At 68.6% G+C, this 16574-nt stretch carries 13 protein-coding genes and 1 tRNA gene; 6 read left to right on the forward strand and 8 right to left on the reverse strand.

Features of this window, described 5'->3' with window-relative positions; all coding sequences use genetic code 11:
- Window positions 1-51: 51 nt before the first annotated feature.
- Window positions 52-1260, forward strand: coding sequence for a DNA polymerase III subunit delta' (locus tag BTO20_RS03845; protein WP_087073528.1), 1209 nt, complete (start codon window positions 52-54; stop codon window positions 1258-1260).
- Between the two features lie 82 nt (window positions 1261-1342).
- A tRNA-Thr gene (locus BTO20_RS03850) sits at window positions 1343-1418 on the forward strand.
- Window positions 1419-1441: 23 nt separating this feature from the next.
- Here BTO20_RS03850 and BTO20_RS03855 read toward each other — a convergent pair.
- Window positions 1442-1915 (reverse strand): RidA family protein, encoded by a 474-nt coding sequence (locus BTO20_RS03855; RefSeq protein ID WP_087073530.1) that lies wholly within the window; start codon window positions 1913-1915, stop codon window positions 1442-1444.
- 84 nt (window positions 1916-1999) lie between these two features.
- On the opposite strand from BTO20_RS03855, the gene BTO20_RS03860 reads away from it, so the two are divergent.
- On the forward strand, window positions 2000-2395 hold the full coding sequence (locus BTO20_RS03860) for a tautomerase family protein (protein WP_087081569.1): 396 nt from the start codon (window positions 2000-2002) through the stop codon (window positions 2393-2395).
- 23 nt (window positions 2396-2418) lie between these two features.
- Here BTO20_RS03860 and BTO20_RS03865 read toward each other — a convergent pair whose 3' ends face one another.
- Complete coding sequence (locus BTO20_RS03865; protein ID WP_087073532.1) at window positions 2419-3699, reverse strand: HNH endonuclease; 1281 nt, start codon at window positions 3697-3699, stop codon at window positions 2419-2421.
- A 41-nt stretch (window positions 3700-3740) separates the two neighbouring features.
- Entirely contained in the window at window positions 3741-5492 is a 1752-nt protein-coding gene (locus tag BTO20_RS03870; RefSeq protein WP_087073534.1) for a hypothetical protein, read from the reverse strand.
- A 24-nt stretch (window positions 5493-5516) separates the two neighbouring features.
- Here BTO20_RS03870 and BTO20_RS03875 point away from each other — a divergent pair, with 24 nt between their 5' ends.
- The 3 genes from BTO20_RS03875 to BTO20_RS03885 are packed head-to-tail and all read left to right on the forward strand — an operon-like array spanning window position 5517 to window position 8876.
- Window positions 5517-6476, forward strand: coding sequence for an NAD-dependent epimerase/dehydratase family protein (locus BTO20_RS03875; RefSeq protein ID WP_087073536.1), 960 nt, complete (start codon window positions 5517-5519; stop codon window positions 6474-6476).
- Window positions 6477-6505: 29 nt separating this feature from the next.
- Entirely contained in the window at window positions 6506-8290 is a 1785-nt protein-coding gene (locus BTO20_RS03880; protein ID WP_087073538.1) for an N-acyl-D-amino-acid deacylase family protein, read from the forward strand.
- Between the two features lies 1 nt (window position 8291).
- A complete protein-coding gene (locus BTO20_RS03885; RefSeq protein ID WP_087073540.1) occupies window positions 8292-8876 on the forward strand; it encodes a TetR/AcrR family transcriptional regulator in 585 nt (194 codons plus the stop codon).
- On the opposite strand, the gene BTO20_RS03890 is transcribed toward BTO20_RS03885, so the two are convergent.
- From BTO20_RS03890 to BTO20_RS03910, 5 genes are read right to left on the reverse strand one after another with little or no spacing between them, the layout of a single operon-like run.
- Complete coding sequence (locus BTO20_RS03890; protein WP_087073542.1) at window positions 8863-9204, reverse strand: DUF2304 domain-containing protein; 342 nt, start codon at window positions 9202-9204, stop codon at window positions 8863-8865. The genes BTO20_RS03885 and BTO20_RS03890 overlap by 14 nt on opposite strands.
- Window positions 9201-9899, reverse strand: a complete 699-nt coding sequence (locus tag BTO20_RS03895; protein ID WP_087073544.1) for a glycosyltransferase family 2 protein — start codon at window positions 9897-9899, stop codon at window positions 9201-9203. Before BTO20_RS03895 ends, BTO20_RS03890 begins: the two co-directional genes overlap by 4 nt.
- Before the next feature lie 7 nt (window positions 9900-9906).
- A complete protein-coding gene (locus BTO20_RS03900) occupies window positions 9907-11199 on the reverse strand; it encodes an MATE family efflux transporter (protein WP_408632178.1) in 1293 nt (430 codons plus the stop codon).
- On the reverse strand, window positions 11166-12527 hold the full coding sequence (locus BTO20_RS03905; RefSeq protein WP_087073548.1) for a M1 family metallopeptidase: 1362 nt from the start codon (window positions 12525-12527) through the stop codon (window positions 11166-11168). Before BTO20_RS03905 ends, BTO20_RS03900 begins: the two co-directional genes overlap by 34 nt.
- Complete coding sequence (locus BTO20_RS03910) at window positions 12524-16462, reverse strand: Pls/PosA family non-ribosomal peptide synthetase (protein WP_087073550.1); 3939 nt, start codon at window positions 16460-16462, stop codon at window positions 12524-12526. The genes BTO20_RS03905 and BTO20_RS03910 overlap by 4 nt, the downstream gene beginning before the upstream one ends.
- Window positions 16463-16574 lie beyond the last annotated feature (112 nt).

Here is a 16574-nt window from a genome sequence, read left to right on the forward strand (position 1 = left end):
AGCGCCGCTGTACGCAGGTTGTGTCGGCCTGGACCACTACTGTTGGCCGTGATGAGCGGTGTGTTTTCGCGGCTGGTGGGCCAGGACGCGGTTGAACAGGAGCTGGTGGCGGCCGCCGCGGCGGCGCGGGGTGATTCCGCGCACAACGGCACCGCGACAGGATCCATGACACATGCGTGGCTGATCACAGGGCCTCCGGGCTCGGGCCGCTCGGTGGCGGCACTGTGTTTTGCTGCCGCGTTGCAGTGCACGTCGGACGGGACCCCCGGATGCGGGCAGTGTCGCGCCTGTACGACGACGATGGCCGGTACGCACGCCGATGTGCGCCGCATCATCCCCGAGGGGTTGTCCATCGCGGTCAGGGAGATGCGCGACATCGTCCAGATCGCCTCGCGGCGGCCCGGGACCGGACGCTGGCAGATCGTCGTCATCGAGGACGCGGACCGGCTCACCGAGGGCGCCGCCAATGCGCTGCTCAAGGTGGTGGAGGAACCGCCGCCGTCGACCGTGTTCCTGCTCTGTGCGCCCTCGGTTGATCCCGAGGACATCGCGATCACCCTGCGGTCGCGTTGCCGGCACGTGGCATTGACGACGCCGGGCGCGGACGCCATCGCCGACGTGCTGATGAGCGGCGACGGCCTGCCCGAGGAAGACGCTCGCTGGGCCGCCTCGGTCAGCGGCGGGCACGTCGGGCGGGCCCGGCGGCTCGCGACCGATCCCGAAGCCAGGGAGCGCCGGAAGCGGGCACTCGGGCTGGCCCGCGACGCGGCCACCCCGGCACGCGCCTATGCGGCCGCCGAAGAGATGGTCGCAGTCGCCGAGGCCGAGGCGCTGGCTCTGACCGCGGGCCGCAACGAGACCGAGGCCGAGGAGCTCAAGACGGCGCTCGGAGCCGGCGGTACCGGCAAGGGCACCGCGGGCACCATGCGAGGTGCCGCGGGTGCGCTCAAAGAGCTGGAGAAACGCCAGAAATCTCGGCAGACCCGGGCGTCGCGCGACGCGCTGGATCGAGCGTTGATCGACCTCGCGACGTACTTCCGCGATGCGCTGCTGGTGTCGTCGGGGGCGACCGGTGTGACGGCCAACCACCCGGATATGGCCGACAAGGTGGCGGCGATGGCTGCGCACGCGTCACCGGACAGGTTGCTGCGCTGCATCGAGGCGGTGCTGGAATGCCGTGAGGCCCTGGCCGTCAACGTCAAGCCGAAATTTGCGGTCGACGCTATGGTCGCCACGGTCGGGCAGGCGCTGCGCGGCTGACGGCCGGCGGGATGCAGCGAGTCGGGGATCGACTTTGGAGCTAGCGCCGGCCTGTCGTAGACTCATGCCGCCCGTAGGGCACGCCACCTTAGCTCAGTCGGTAGAGCGATTCACTCGTAATGAATAGGTCAGGAGTTCGATTCTCCTAGGTGGCTCCATCCCGGACCGATGTGTGGTTCCTTTACCTATCGTGCTCGTCTCCGCCTGAGTCCATCGGTTTGTCCAAAAGGGCTGCCGTCAGGTCGATTTCGATGAGCTGCCCCGGGAATCCGAGCCGTGAAACGCCGAGGAGGGTGCTCGCGGTGGTGAACGCCGGCGCGATGACCGAGCGGGTGAGCCGTCGCCAGGCGGCGGCGAGAACTGCGGTGTCGTCGCTCACCACGTAGACCACGGAGCGAACGACGTGGCTCGGCTGGGCCCCCACGGCCGCCAATGCGATCGCCGAGTTGGCCACCACTTGGTCGATTTGAAGGGCGATGTCACCAGCGCCGACCAGTGCGCCGGAGACATCGAGCGGGCACTGCCCCGCCAGGAAGGCGGTTCGCCCGGACTCGACGATCGTGATGTGGTGATAACCCGGTGGCTTGTGCAGTTGGTCGGGGTTGATGCGACTGATCCTCGGGGTCGGCGGACGTGGGGAGCATTCGAGGTCCATGGCGCCAAGCCTGCTCCTACCGCCGGCCAGTGCGCGTCGAATATTCGGATGACTGCCCGGCCCAGAGTGTGTGACGATTTCGCCGTGCCGAGCGCTCTGATCGAGGTCCGCAAGGGCTACACCGCAGCCGAAGAGGTGGCTCTCATCGATGCGGTGCATGCCGCGCTCGTCGCTGCCTTCCAGATTCCCGAGGAAGACAAGCACGTGCGGCTGGTATGCCACGAGCCGCATCGGTTCGCGTATTCACCGAAGCTCGCGGCTCCCGATCTGTACACGCTCGTCACCATCGACTGCTTCGTGGGCCGCTCGGTGCAGGCGAAGCGCAATCTCTACGGCGAGATCGTCAATCGCTTGGGTGCCTTTGGAATTCCTGCCGACCACATCACGATACTGCTGCGTGAGAGTGCGCTTGAGAACTGGGGTGTGCGGGGCGGTCAGGCAGCTTGTGACATTGATCTGGGCTTCGACATCAACGTCTGACGGGTCGCGGCTCATGGCACATGTCAGGCAGCGTCGAAGGTGACCAGGTCGATGCTGAACTGGCCTTCGACGATGCTGATGGTTCGCACTGGTGGTCCGGGTAGGGGTGGGGCGGTCGATTGGTAGACCGCTCCGGTGGGGGTGGTGTATTCGGCCGTGTGGACGCCGTCGATGTCTTGGGTGCTGACGGACCAGCCGGGTGCTTCTTTGGCGTAGTTGCAGGCTTCGCAGGTGCCGAGTCCGTTGAGTGCGCTGGTGGGGCCGCCTCGGTGGTGCGGTACGGCGTGGTCGTGGTGGCGGATGGGTGCGTTGCAGTAGGGGGTCCGGCATAGCTGGTCGCGCAGTTCGAGCAGGGTGGCCAGGCCTTTCGGGAAGAGCCGGGCCTGGGATTCCATCGCGACTAGCCGTCCGCTGCGGGGATGGCGATACAAGCGCCGCAGGGTGGCTTTCACGTCGGCGGCGGTGACGGCGTCGGTGATGAGGGTGCGTGCGAACCCGGCGGGGATGGGTCCGTAGGTGCCGACCCATGCAGGGGCGTCGTCGTCACCGGCCAATGTGGTGTCGGCCATGACCAGGTTCAGCTCGATCGGCACCGGCTGATCAGCCGGCCTGCCGGTCACGCGTTCGTAGATGGTGTCGGCCATGACTTGCCCACGCGTGCGTTCGTCGAAGGTGGTGTCGGCGGCGTGTTTGGCGGCGGCATACACCGCGACGCCTTGGTGGACCGGCAGCAACACCGTCACGTATGTCATGGTGTCCGGAGCCGGCCTTATCGTCACACACCGGTCTTCGGCGGCTTTGGCGCAGCGCTGCACGACCGCGGCGACGTCGAGTTTGGCGGCGATCTTCTTGGCCTCGGCGGTGATCCGGGAATTGCCCCAACCCTGCAGGCGGGATACGTCCGCGCATATTTCGGCGTCCAGCTGGCGTCGGTGTTCGACGCTGAGGCAGGCCGATTCGCGCACGATCAGGGTGGCCCGCCATTCCGAGAGTGCGCCGCACTCCAGAGCGGCCAGGGTGTGGGGCATCTCGTGGACGAGGGCATGGGCCATGCCGAGGTGGGTGCCGCCGCAGACGGGGGCGTCGTGGCGGGCCAGGGCTACTTCGGTGGGCAGACCGCGGCCGCGGCGGCTGGCCGGTATGGCGGCGGCGGCTTCGGCGGCGCGGCGTTTGGCGGCCCACAATGCGGTGGCGCGGGCTTGGGCGGCGGCCGCGGCGGATTTGACCTGTTCGAGCTTCTCGACCTGGGCGCGCAGCTCAGCCTCGCTGGCCTCCGGATCGATTTCGAACAAACTTTCGAACACGTTCCTGATGCTACCAACGGCCACCGACAAGTTCGCGCGTGTTACCTCGGTGCCAGGAATCCGACCGGCCCGGGGGAGATACAGACCGACAGCGCAGCGGTGTTGGCTTGCACGAGAATTGCGTCGCCGGCACCGGGCAGGCGGACGAAGACGCGGTTGAGCCCGGGCCGCACGGGCACTTTGACCTCAGGCCCTTCGGGCAGGGACATCGTCAGTGAGCCGTCGCTGTTGGCGAGGTAGTTGATCTCGGCGGTCCAATCCGCAGGCAGCAGTGGGCCATCCAGCGGCATGCGTACGGGTGCGTCGGGTTGGACCAGGAAGCCGCAATGCGGCGCAGGGCCTTCGGCGATGCTGCGCACCCAGGTCACGAGCGCGGGCAGGAGCTTGCCGGAGCGGTCGAACATGCGGAGTTCCGTTGTTGCCGAGGCGAATTCGGGACGAGCGCGGACGAGGGCGAACATGTGGCTGGCCAGGTTTTCCGGATAGGCCACCCGTTGCAGGATCAGCGGGTCGACCTCCTGGTCCAGCTGCGGTGCGGACGACGCCATCGCGAGCCCGGCCTGAGCATTGGCCAGGTAGGCCGGCACCGGGCTGTCGCGCCAGACCCGTAGGAACGTGACGGTCGAGTACAGGCTGCTGCCCACGAAAGCAATTGCCACACCGACACATACGGCCGTTCGCGCCCGGGAGGCGTCCAGCCGAGGGGACTCGCGGTTGGGCGCACGGAAACCCACCGCCGCCAACAGGGCCAGCACCACCACGAGGTCCGGCAGGTAGCGCAGCGTCTGCGCGAGCTCGAGCGCGGTGAACCGCGACGAGCGCATCAGATAGATGGGTATCTGACAGGCGACCGCGTAGCCCAGGGCCACCACCAGCACGGGCCAGATACGGGTCTTGCGACGCAGCACCACGGCCACCGCGGCGACAAGTACCAGCCAGCCGAGCACCATCACGGTGACCGGGGGCGTCGCCCACGGTGACGCGGGTGCCCAGCGCTGCCACGCCCACGGTCCGCCGGCCAGGCCCGGCACGATGCCGTGGGTGAACGACCGGCTCAGCAGGTCCCACGTCATCGACAGGTCGAAGCTCCAGCGCTTCTGGTTGACGACCAGCAGGTAGACGCCGATCCACGCGACGGTCAGCGCCAGGCATGCCGTCCACAACCGGAACCCGCGCCGCCAGGCATCCCGGAGCCCGAAGGTCGACGTCGCGTACCCGAGCAGGGCGACGATGGCGAAGGCGACAAACGGGATCACGGCGGCCTTCTCGAAGAACAGCAGCCCGCCGAAGTAGACCAGCGTCCCGATCACCGCGTGCCGGGGCTTCCTGGTGCGCACCAGCAGCACCGCTTCACCACACACCCAGGCCAGCGCGGCCAGCATCGGCAGCGAGTTGAGTGCGGCGGCCCACCAGGCGAACCCCGGCACGCCCAGCGGGGTGAACAGCGCGAACGTCAGCGGCACCAGCAGCACCGGCCGCCAGCCGAGAATGACCCACAGCGCCCGCAACAGCGCCAGCGAGGCCAGCAGTTGCAGCACCACCAGGCTGATCGCGGGAAGAATCCAATTGAGCGGTGCCACCCGGGTGATCACGCCGGAGACCAGGAACGCGCCCGGCATGACATGGCCGTCGTGATCGTCGAAAAGGTAGCCGGCGGACAGCAGGTTCTGGGTGCCTGCGCGGCCGACCAGGATGAGATCGTCCCAGTAGAAATAGCCCCCGAAGGCCAGTACGCAACGGACGACGAGCTGCGCAACGATCAGTGCGGCTGCGGTGCGCGCGACCCAGTTCACTCTTGCCGACTGTACGGTGTCATCGTGCGAACACTGGTGACGGGCGCTGCGGGCTTTATCGGATCGACGCTGGTGGACCGGCTGCTGGCCGACGGCCACAGCGTCATCGGTCTCGACGATCTGAGCAGCGGGCGGGTCGAGAACCTGCAGGGTGCGGAGACGAGCGACGACTTCGAATTCGTGAAGGCCGACATCGTCGACGCCGATCTGGGCGCTCTGCTGGCCGAGTTCCAGCCGGAGGTGGTTTTCCACCTGGCCGCGCAGATCTCGGTGAAACGGTCGGTTGACGATCCGCAGCTCGATTCGACCGTCAACGTGGTCGGCACCGTCCGGCTCGCCGAGGCCGCCCGCAAGGCGCGCGTCCGCAAGGTGGTGCACACCTCGTCTGGTGGTTCCATCTACGGCACCCCGCCGACGTACCCCACCAGCGAGGAGATTCCGACCAACCCGGCCTCGCCGTACGCGGCCAGCAAGGTCGCCGGCGAGGTGTACCTCAATACCTTCCGCAATCTGTACAACTTGGACTGCTCGCACATCGCGCCGGCCAACGTCTACGGCCCGCGGCAGGATCCGCACGGTGAGGCCGGCGTGGTGGCGATCTTCGCGCAGGCCATGTTGGCGGGCAGGCCCACCAAGATCTTCGGTGACGGCACCGACACGCGCGACTACGTGTACGTCGACGATGTGGTCGACGCCTTCGTCAGGGCGTCCGGCGTCGACGGTGGCGGGTTGCGGTTCAACGTCGGCACGGGCATCGAGACCTCGACGCGGCAGTTGCACACGGTGATCGCGAAAGCCGTCGGGGTGCCCGACGAGCCGGAGATGCATCCGCCGCGACTGGGCGACCTGCGCCGGTCCAAGCTCGACATCAACCGGGCGAAGACTGTGCTCGGGTGGGAACCGCAGGTCGAGCTTGCGACCGGGGTGGAGCGGACCGTGGACTTTTTCCGGGTGCGCCAGAACGAGTCCACAAAAAGATTGTGAGCGCTCACTTTCTAAGCTAGCGTGACGTCATGTCCTACGACGTCATCGTTCGCAACGGTCTGTGGTTCGACGGCACGGGCGCGCCCCCGCAGGTCCGCACGCTGGGTATCCGCGACGGCATCGTCGCGACGGTCTCGGTGAAGGCGCTCGACGAGACGGGTTGTCCCGACGTGATCGACGCGGCCGGTAAGTGGGTCGTCCCCGGCTTCATCGATGTGCACACGCACTACGACGCCGAGGTTCTGCTGGACCCGGGCCTGCGCGAATCGGTGCGGCACGGGGTCACGACGGTGCTGCTGGGCATGTGCTCGCTCTCGACCGTCTACGCGGACACCGAGGACGCCGCCGACCTGTTCAGCCGTGTCGAGGCGGTGCCGCGCAAGTTCGTCCTGGGTGCGCTCGAACAGCACCGCACGTGGACCAATCCGAGCGAGTACATCGACGCCCTCGATGACCTGCCGCTGGGCCCCAACATCGCCTCCATGCTGGGCCATTCCGATCTGCGGGCTTCCGTGCTCGGTCTGGACCGCGCCACCACCAGAAACGTCACCCCGACCGATGCCGAGCTCGAGGCCATGGCGGCCAAGCTCGACGACGCACTCGCCGCGGGCATGCTCGGCATGTCGGGGATGGACGCCGCGATCGACAAGCTCGACGGCGACCGGTTCCGGTCCCGCGCGTTGCCCTCGACCTTCGCCACCTGGCGGGAACGCCGCAGGCTCATCAAGGTGCTGCGCAAGCGTGGCCGGGTGCTGCAGAGCGCGCCCAACGTCGCCAAGGCGCAGGAGGCGCTGAACTTCTTCCTGGAGAGCAGCAGCTGGTTCGGCCGCCGCCGCGGCGTGCGGGTGAGCCTGCTGGTCTCGGCCGACGCGAAGTCTTCGCCCGGCGCAGTGCACGTCCTGGGGCCGGGAACGCGCCTGCTCAACCGGATCCTCGACGCCAAGGTGCGGTTCCAGCACCTGCCGGTGCCGTTCGTGCTGTATTCGGACGGAATCGATCTACCCGTGTTCGAGGAGTTCGGTGCCGGCACCGCCGCCCTGCACCTGCGTGATCAGCTGGACCGCAACAAGCTGCTGGCAGACCCGGAGTACCGCCGCCGGTTCCGCAGGTCGTTCGACCGCCGCAAGCTCGGTCCGACGTTGTGGCACCGCGATTTCCACGACGCGAGGATCGTCGAATGCCCCGACAAGACGCTGATCGGCAAGTCGTTCGGGCAGATCGCCGATGAGCGGGGCATCCACCCGCTCGACGCGTTCCTCGACGTGCTCGTCGAGAATGGCGAACGCAATGTCCGGTGGACCACCATCGTCGCCAACGCCCGGCCCAAGCAGCTCGACAAGCTGGCCAAGGAGCCCTCGGTGCACATGGGCTTCTCGGATGCCGGTGCGCACCTGCGCAACATGGCGTTCTACAACTATCCGCTGCGACTGCTCAAGCGGGTTCGTGATGCCCAGCTGGCGGGCCGGCCGTTCCTCACCACGACGCACGCCGTGCACCGGCTGACCGCCGAGGTGGCCGACTGGTTCGGTGTGGACGCGGGCACTCTGCGGCAAGGTGAGCGTGCTGACTTCGTGGTGATCGACCCGGCTGGGCTGGGCGATCAGGTCGACGAATACCACGAGGAGTCCGTGCCGTTCTACGGCGGGCTGAGCCGGATGGTGAACCGCAACGACGACGCTGTCGTCGCGACGGCGGTGGGCGGTGCCGTGGTGTACCGCAACGGACAATTCCGTGACGGCTACGGCGCCACTGTGAAGTCTGGTCGCTATCTGCGCGCTCGCAGCGCCGAACGCCCTGTGGCACACGCGGTTTGAGATGGCGAGAACCCAGCAGCAACGTCGTGAGGAGACCGTTGCCCGGCTGCTCGACGCCGGCATCGACACCATCGTCGAGGTGGGGTATGCCCGCGCGTCGGCGTCGGTGATCGCGCGGCGCGCCAAGGTCTCCGACGGCGCGCTGTTCCGGCACTTTCCGACCATGAGTGACTTCATGGCGGCGACCGCACATGAGGTGGCGCGCCGTCAGTTGGAGTTGGGCAGCAAGCTCGTCGCACAGATCCCGGCCGAACAGCCGCCGCTGCATGCGGTGCTGACGATTCTGCGGGACATCGCGGGCAGCGACACCAACACCGTGTGGCACGAGCTGTTGGTGGCCGCCCGCACTGACGAAAAGCTGCGGGGCACACTGCAAACGGTGCTTGCCGAGTACGTCGAGAACATCTACGAAACCGCCAAGAGCGCCCCGGGCGCCGAGCAGATCCCCGACGACGCGTTGGCCGTGGTGCTCGCCGTCGTGCTCAACACCTTCGACGGTGCGGCCATCGTGCGGCGGGTGCTGCCACAGCCCGAGCTCGAGGATGCCCGGATCGATCTTTTGGCCGAGCTGTTCAGTCGTCGGTAGGCACGCGCGCGTTCTGCAGGGCCACGGAGCGGGCCAGCCTGGCGTACTTGAGTTCGAGATCCTTGAAGCGCAGGTACGCCGAGAGCGTGACGAACACGAACGCGATGATCAGCACGTACTCCATCAGGTCCGTACCGCGTTTGACGCCAAGCCAATTCGCGACGACCGTGGTGTCGTCGGGCCGCAGGATCGCGTAGATGCCCGCCACCACGAACAGCACGAAACCGACCTTCACCCACGCCTTGGACCGGGCACTGCGGCGCGAGTTCAACAGGTACATCAACAGTGCCAGCACCGCGACGATCAGCAGTGCCTGAATCCAGTTCACCGGGACAACCTCCTGCGTAACAGCCCGTCGAAGACGATGTTGACGCCGTTGAGCAACGGCTGCCCCTTCGACTTCGAGTAGTCGGTGTAGAGAATCTCGACCGGCTCTTCGGCCACCCGCCACTGGTTTTCGTAGGCCAACGCGATGAATTCGCCTGCGTGGCTCATGCCGCTCATCGTGAGGTTGAGCGAATCGGCCACCTTGCGATCGAACACCCGCAAACCGTTGTGCGCGTCGGTCAGGCCGAGCGCCCGGCTCTGGGGGCTCAGAAATGCCGCGGCCCGCAGGATGATCCGCTTGAGCGGCGGGGTGTGGGTGACCGCACCGGCGAAGCGGGTTCCGATGACCAGGTCGACGTCGTCGGCACTGAGCCGGTCGATCATCCGCACCACGTCCTTGACCTGGTGCTGACCGTCGGCGTCGAACGTCACGAACACCGCGGCACCGGGCTGGCGGCGGGCGTACTCCACCCCGGTCTGGATGGCGGCCCCCTGGCCCAGGTTCACCGGGTGCGGTACGACGTGCGCGCCCGCGGCGAAGGCCTGCTGAGCGGTGTCGTCACGGCTGCCGTCGTCCACACAGACCACGTGAGGGAAAACGGAGCGAACGTCGGAGATGACGTCGCCGATGATGGTCGCCTCGTTGAAGGCGGGGATGACGATCCAGACGTCGTGGTAGCTCGTGTCGATGGGCACCAAACTACTACTCCTGTCCTGCCGATGCCCGGCCCAGCGCCACCAGATGCACGGCGATTCCGACCAACGGTGCACAGAGCAGGGCGATCACCGTGCGGGTATCCAGACCGACCGGCAGCAGCAACAGGGCCACCGCCGCCACGGTTGCGATGATCCAGCCCGCCGCGTAGGCCCGGTGCAGCGCCGCCGCGACGGCCGCCGCGCCGGTCAGCGTGAGCATCGCGATCGCCACGGCGCCTGCGGTCAACCAGGCCAGCAGTGCGCCGTCGGCGCGGTACTCGGGGCCGAACGCCACCTGCAGCAGCCAGGGCCCGAGCAGCCCGGCGGCCAGCACCCCGACCGCGCCCAGCCCCGCGACCACGGCGGCCGGCGCAACCAGGGCCCGCAGCCGTGCGCTGCGCTGGTCCACGAAGTGCGCGATCAGGTTGCCCTGCATCGCCGTCAGCGGCACCAGCAGCGGGGCCCGGGTCAGCGTCACCGCCAGGATCACCACACCGCCGGCGGCACCGAGGTCCGCCGAGGTGGCCTTGAGCAGCACCGGGAAGCCCATCACCAGGATCGCGCTGGCGCCCGCGGCGGCGATGGAATGCGCGGCGCCACGCAGAAAGGTCCCGGGGCCGCCTGCGGTGACCAGTTCGGCCGCGAGCCGGGTCGCCGGCGAGGCGATCAGCAGGATCAGCCATGCCACCGCACCGGCCACGGTGGCCCACAGAAACCCGACGAGTTCCCAGCCGAGCACCACGGTGCCCGCCGCGACGGCGACGCGGATGACGGCGTCGGTCACCATCAGCTCGCCGTACTGCGACCAGCGGTTCACCCCGGCCAGCATGCCCAGCAGCGTCGCGTGCATGCAGAACCCGGCGAGGCCCGCGCTGAGCAACACGACGCTGAGCACGGGCGATTCGACGAACACATGCCGAGCCCACAGCGGTGAGGTACCCGCGATCACCAGCGCCGCGACCAGCCCGACCAACGCGGCCACCCGCAGCGGGTGGGTGCGGGGCCCCGGTCCGACGTAGGGGTTAACCGATACGGCACGCACCTCGCGGGTGGCCTCTTGCAAAAGGCCGTTGGCGGCTCCGGTGACCAGGCCGAACGCGCCCCAGAACACGCTGAACACCGAGAAGCCCGCCGGTTCGAGAGCCCTGGCGGCCAGGTACAGCACGGCGTAGCCGCACAGCGCGGTGATCGCGGTCGCCGCCCCGACAGTGGCGACGCTGCTGCGCGTCACGGGGCCTGGCGATGAGCCGGTACCGCCGCCGTCGGTCACAGCGGTGGCAGGGCTTTCGAATACAGCCAGGCCTGCCACAGTGGCTGCAGCGACTCGTCGGTGTAGCGCGCGGCCAGCCCGGTGAAGTCGTCGGTGAACGCGGTGCTGTGCCGGTACTTGGTCGTCCAATCCTGCAGCAGCGCAAAGAAATTCTTGTCACCGATGCGGTTGCGCAACACATGCAGCGTCAATGCGCCGCGTTTGTACACGCGGTCGTCGAACATGTCTTTGGGGCCGGGGTCGGACAACAGCAGATCCTGCGGCAGGTCCGCGAGTTTGTGGTGGTAGCGACCGGCCCACTCCGCGGCGCTGGGCCCGCCGCTGTTCTCCGACCACAACCATTCGGCGTAGCACGCGAAGCCCTCGTGCAGCCAGATGTCGCGCCAGTGCCTGGCCGTCACCGAATTGCCGAACCACTGGTGGGCGAGTTCGTGGGCGATGAGCCGCTCGGCGCCGCGGTGTCCGTCGCAGTGGTTGGCGCCGAAGATCGAAATGCCTTGGGCCTCAAGGGGTATTTCCAGGTCGTCATCGGTCACCACCACGATGTAACCGGTCGCGAGCGGGTACGGCCCGAACAGTTTGACGAACAACTTCATCATTTGCGGCTGCCGGTCGAAATCGTGGTCGAAGTCGCGCTTGAGCCGGGGCGGCAGCACCGCGTGCATCGGTACCGGGGACTTGGCCAGCCGGTGCCGCTCGTACATGCCGATCTGCAGGGTCATCAGATAACTGGAGGTGGGCTCGGCCTGCTCGTAGGTCCACACGGTGTGCCCGGCCCGGACCCTGCGGGAAACCAAGTCGCCGTTGGCGATTGCGTAGTACGGGCTGTCGGTGCTGATCTCGACGCGGTAGCTGGCCTTGGCGCTGGGGTGGTCATCGCAAGGGAACCAGGTGGCCGCGCCGTTGGGCTGCCCGGCGACCAGGGCGCCGTTCGAGAGCTCCTCGAATCCGACTTCGCCCCAATAGGTGTCGATGGGCCGGGGGTTGCCGCTGTAGCGGACCAGCACGGTCATCGCGGCGCCCGCCGGCAGCGGTGCTGCCAACGTGATGAGCAGTTTTCCGTTGGAACATCGGAATTGGGCGGGTCTGCGGCCGTTCACCGAAACCCGCGACACTGACAAGGTGTGCGCGAGGTCGAGGGTGAACGTGCGCAACTGAGCCAGCGTTACCGCCGTGATGGTGGCCGACCCGGCCAGCCGATTGGCCGACACCTTGTATTCGAGCTCGAGTTCATAGCGCGACACCCGGTAGCCGAAGTTGCCGTTTCCCGGCAGGTACGGGTCGATGACGGGAGCGGGGGACGCCTTCTTCGCGGCTTTCTTGGCCGCCTTGCTGACCGCCTTGTCGGATCGCGTCACGCGGCGGTGTCCTCGGGGTTCTTGGAGCCCTTGTCCGGACCCGAGCCGCCGCGCTTCTTGCCGAACAGGTTCCACGGCGCGATGGGGTTGCCCTGCCAGCGCGTCGACGCCGGGACTTCGTCGCCGCGCATCACCAGCGAGCCGGGGCCCACCGTTGCCCCGGCGCCCAGCCGGGCCGCGGGCAGCGCGACGCAGTGCGGCCCGAGCGTCGCGCCGTCCTCCAGCACCACGCTGTCCAACCGCATGATGCGGTCGTGGAACAGGTGGGTCTGCACCACGCAGCCGCGGTTCACGGTGGCCGCGGTGCCCAGCGTGACCAGATCGGCCTCGGGCAGCCAATAGGTTTCGCACCACACGCCGCGCCCGATCGAGGCGCCGAGCCCGCGCAGCCACAGGTTCATCACCGGGGTGCCGCTGGCAGCGCGGGCGAACCACGGCGCCGCCACGGTCTCGACGAAGGTGTCCGACACCTCATTGCGCCACACGAACGACGACCACAACGGGTGCTCGACGGCGCGAATCCGCCCGATCACCAGCCACTTCGCCACCACCGCGATGGCGCCCGCGACAGCGCCCGCGGCCAACAGCACCACGCCGCTGGCCAGCGCGGTCCACAGATACCCGATGCGAATGGCCGAGGCCTGCAGGGCGCCGAGCACCGCGACACCGATCGCGAACGTGACGATCACCGGGATGATGCGGCAGGTCTCGACGGTGCCGCGCATGATCTTGAGGCGGTTCGACGGGTGGAACGTGCGCAGCGCGTCGGCCGCGGTCGGGCTGCGCCGCAACCGGACCGGGGGACTGCCCAGCCAGGACGACCCGGCCTTCGCCTTGTGCGGCGCCGCGGAGAGCACCGCGACCAAGCCGCCGTCGGGCACCTTGCGGCCGGGCTGGGTGATGCCCGAGTTGCCGAGGAATGCCCGCTTGCCGATGGTGGCCTTCGCGACATGGATCCAGCCGCCGCCGAGTTCGTAGGAGGCCACCATGGTGTCGTCGGCCAGGAACGCGCCGTCCTGGACTTCGGTGAATTTCGGGGTGAACAGCGCCGTGGAGATCTCCGTGCCCTTGCCGACTTTCGCGCCGAGCAGTCGCAACCACCACGGCGTCAGCAGGCTGGCGTAAATGGGGAACAGGTAGTTGCGGGCCGCGTCCATCAGCCGTTCGGTGGCCCACAGCTGCCAACCCACGCGGCTGCGCACCGGGTGGTAGCCCTCGGACAGGCGCAGCGACAGCAGCCGCACCCCGATCACGGTCAGCGCGGCATAGACGACCATCGCGGCCAGCGCGGCGACCGGCGTCCACGCCAGGGCCGGCAGGATCGCGTCCTTGGGGGACGCGGTGCCGCGCACACCGCAGCCGACCACGGCGAGCCCGACGCCGAGTGCGGCCAGCGGGAGGCTGCCCAGCAATATCGAGGTCACGCCGTAGACCCCCACCCACACCGGGGCCCGGCCGGGCCGGTGATCGGGCCATGGATGACGGGCCTTGCCGGACTTGACCGCAGGCGAGCCCTTCCAGAACTGGCCGTTCTTCACCTTGCCGACCACTGCGGAACCGGGGGCCACGTCGGCGTTCTTGCCGACCGTCGCGCCTGGCAGCAGCGTGGTGCGCGCGCCGATGGTGGCGTCGTTGCCGATCGACACGGGCCCGACGTGGAACAGGTCCCCGTCGATCCAGTGCCCGGTCAGGTCAACCTCGGGTTCGACGGAAGCCCGGTGACCGATCTTGAGCATCCCCGTCACCGGCGGCGCCGAGTGCAGGTCGACACCCTTGCCGACGCTGTTGCCCAGCGCCCGGGCGTAGTAGACCATCCACGGCGCGCCGGCCAGGTTCTCCGCGCCGCTGGCGTCGGCCAGCCGCTCGGCGATCCAGACCCGCAGGTGCACGGCCCCGCCCCGGCGATATGTGCCCGGCTCCAGCCCGGTCAGCAGCATCCGCGCGAACAGCACCGCGATGCCCATGCGGCCCACGGGCGTGATGAAGACGAGGAACCCGGCCAGCAGCCACCACCAGTTCACCGGCGTCGCCCAAGGCACGATTCCCGCTGCCGCGGCGATGTTGTTCAGCAGCGCCAGCCACACCACCCATTGCACGCCGGTCAGGGTGGCCAACGGCAGCGACAACGCCACCTGAGCGGCCTGGGCGAGCCACGGCGTCGGTTTCACCACGCGGGTCTCCACCTGTGGCGGCGGCTTGAGTTCGTCGAGGTATCCGGCGAGCGAACCGAGCCGCGGGTGGTCGTACAGGTCGGCGACGGTCACCTGCGGATACCGCTGCCGCAGTGCGGCCACCAGCTGCGCCGCCGACAGTGAGCCGCCGCCGAGCGCGATGAAATCGGCCTCCGGACCGTCGACGGCGGTGCCCAGGACATCTCGCCACAGCCCGGCGAGCCACCCGAGGGTGCCGCCGAGGTCGGGAGCGTCCTGTTCGGTCTCGCCGGGTGGCGGCCAGGGCAGTGCGTTGCGGTCCACCTTGCCCGACGTGCGGGTCGGCAACTCGTCGAGCAGCACCAGCCGGGGCACCAGTGCGGCGGGCAGTGCCTCCGACAGCGAGGCCCGGGCCGCGGCGAGGTCGAAGTCCGGATCAGCGCTGGCGACGTAGCCGACCAGCAGCGGGGTACCGCTGGTGGTCTTGCGGACCGCCGCCGCGCCGCCGCTGACGCCGGGCAGGTTGACCAGCGCGTTGTCCACCTCGCCCAACTCGATGCGCCTGCCGCCGACCTTGACCTGATCGTCGGCACGGCCCTGGAAGTACAGGCCGTCTGCCTCCAGGCGCACCAGGTCACCGCTGCGGTAGGCGCGGCTCCAGCCCAGCGTCGGCATCGCCGCGTATTTCTCGGCGTCTTTCTCCGGGTCCAGGTACCGGGCCAGTCCCACGCCGCCGATCACCAACTCGCCGACCTCACCGAAGGCGACCTGCCGGCCGTTCGCGTCCACGACCGCCAGATCCCAGCCGGGCAGCGGCAGACCGATGCTCACCGGCCCCTGCCCGTCCAGCTTGGCTCCGCACGCCACGACGGTGGCCTCGGTGGGCCCGTAGGTGTTCCACAGCTCGCGGCCGTCCACCGCGAGGCGCTGCGCGAGGTCGGGCGGGCATGCCTCGCCACCGAAGATGAGGAGTCGTACGGCTTCCAGCGCCTCGGCGGGCCATAGCGCGGCCAGCGTCGGCACCGTCGACACCACCGTGATGTCGCGGCTCACCAACCACGGACCCAGATCCATGCCGCTGCGCACGAGCGATCGGGGTGCAGGCACGAGGCAGGCCCCGTGCCGCCAAGCCAGCCACATCTCCTCGCACGATGCGTCGAACGCCACCGACAAACCGGCCAACACCCGGTCACCGGGGCCGATCGGGTTCTCCTGAAGGAACATTCGCGCCTCGGCGTCGACGAAGGCGGCTGCGCTGCGGTGCGTCACCGCCACGCCCTTGGGTGTTCCCGTCGATCCGGAGGTGAAGATGATCCAGGCGTCGTCACGCACCAGCGGTGCCGCCGCGCGCCAGCCCCGCGATGATCCGGGGCCCCGCACCAGGCCGGCCTCGGTGATCACGCCCACGACATTGGCCTCGCCGAACACCAACTGGGCGCGTTCGTCGGGGTCGTCGGCGTCCACCGGGACGTAGGCCGCGCCGGCCGCCAGGGTGGCCAGGATCGCGACGTAGAGCGCGTAGGTCCCCGAGGGCATCCGGATCCCGATCCGGTCGCCGCGGCCGATGCCGCGCGCCGCGAGCCAGGCCACGCTGTCTTCGATGTCGGTGAGCAGTTCGGAGTAGGTGAGCTGCACCGACCCGTCGTCCAGCGCGGGCGCGTCGGGGAACCGGCGCGCGGTGTCGCGCAGGATGTCCACCAGCGTCCGTGGCTCGGGCGCCGCAGAGGAAAGCACGTATTGGGCAGGGATCGCGTGCTCGGCCGGTGCTTCATCCGCAGCTGTCACGAGTACAAACTACTAAGCCGCGGTCCCGGTGGCCGGATCAAGCGCACGGCGTGGCACACTTGTCCCTGGAGGGGAGTATTCCTTCGCCACAGTGTCGTCATCACATCGGCTG

Source organism: Mycobacterium dioxanotrophicus, assembly GCF_002157835.1.
Lineage (GTDB): Bacteria > Actinomycetota > Actinomycetes > Mycobacteriales > Mycobacteriaceae > Mycobacterium > Mycobacterium dioxanotrophicus.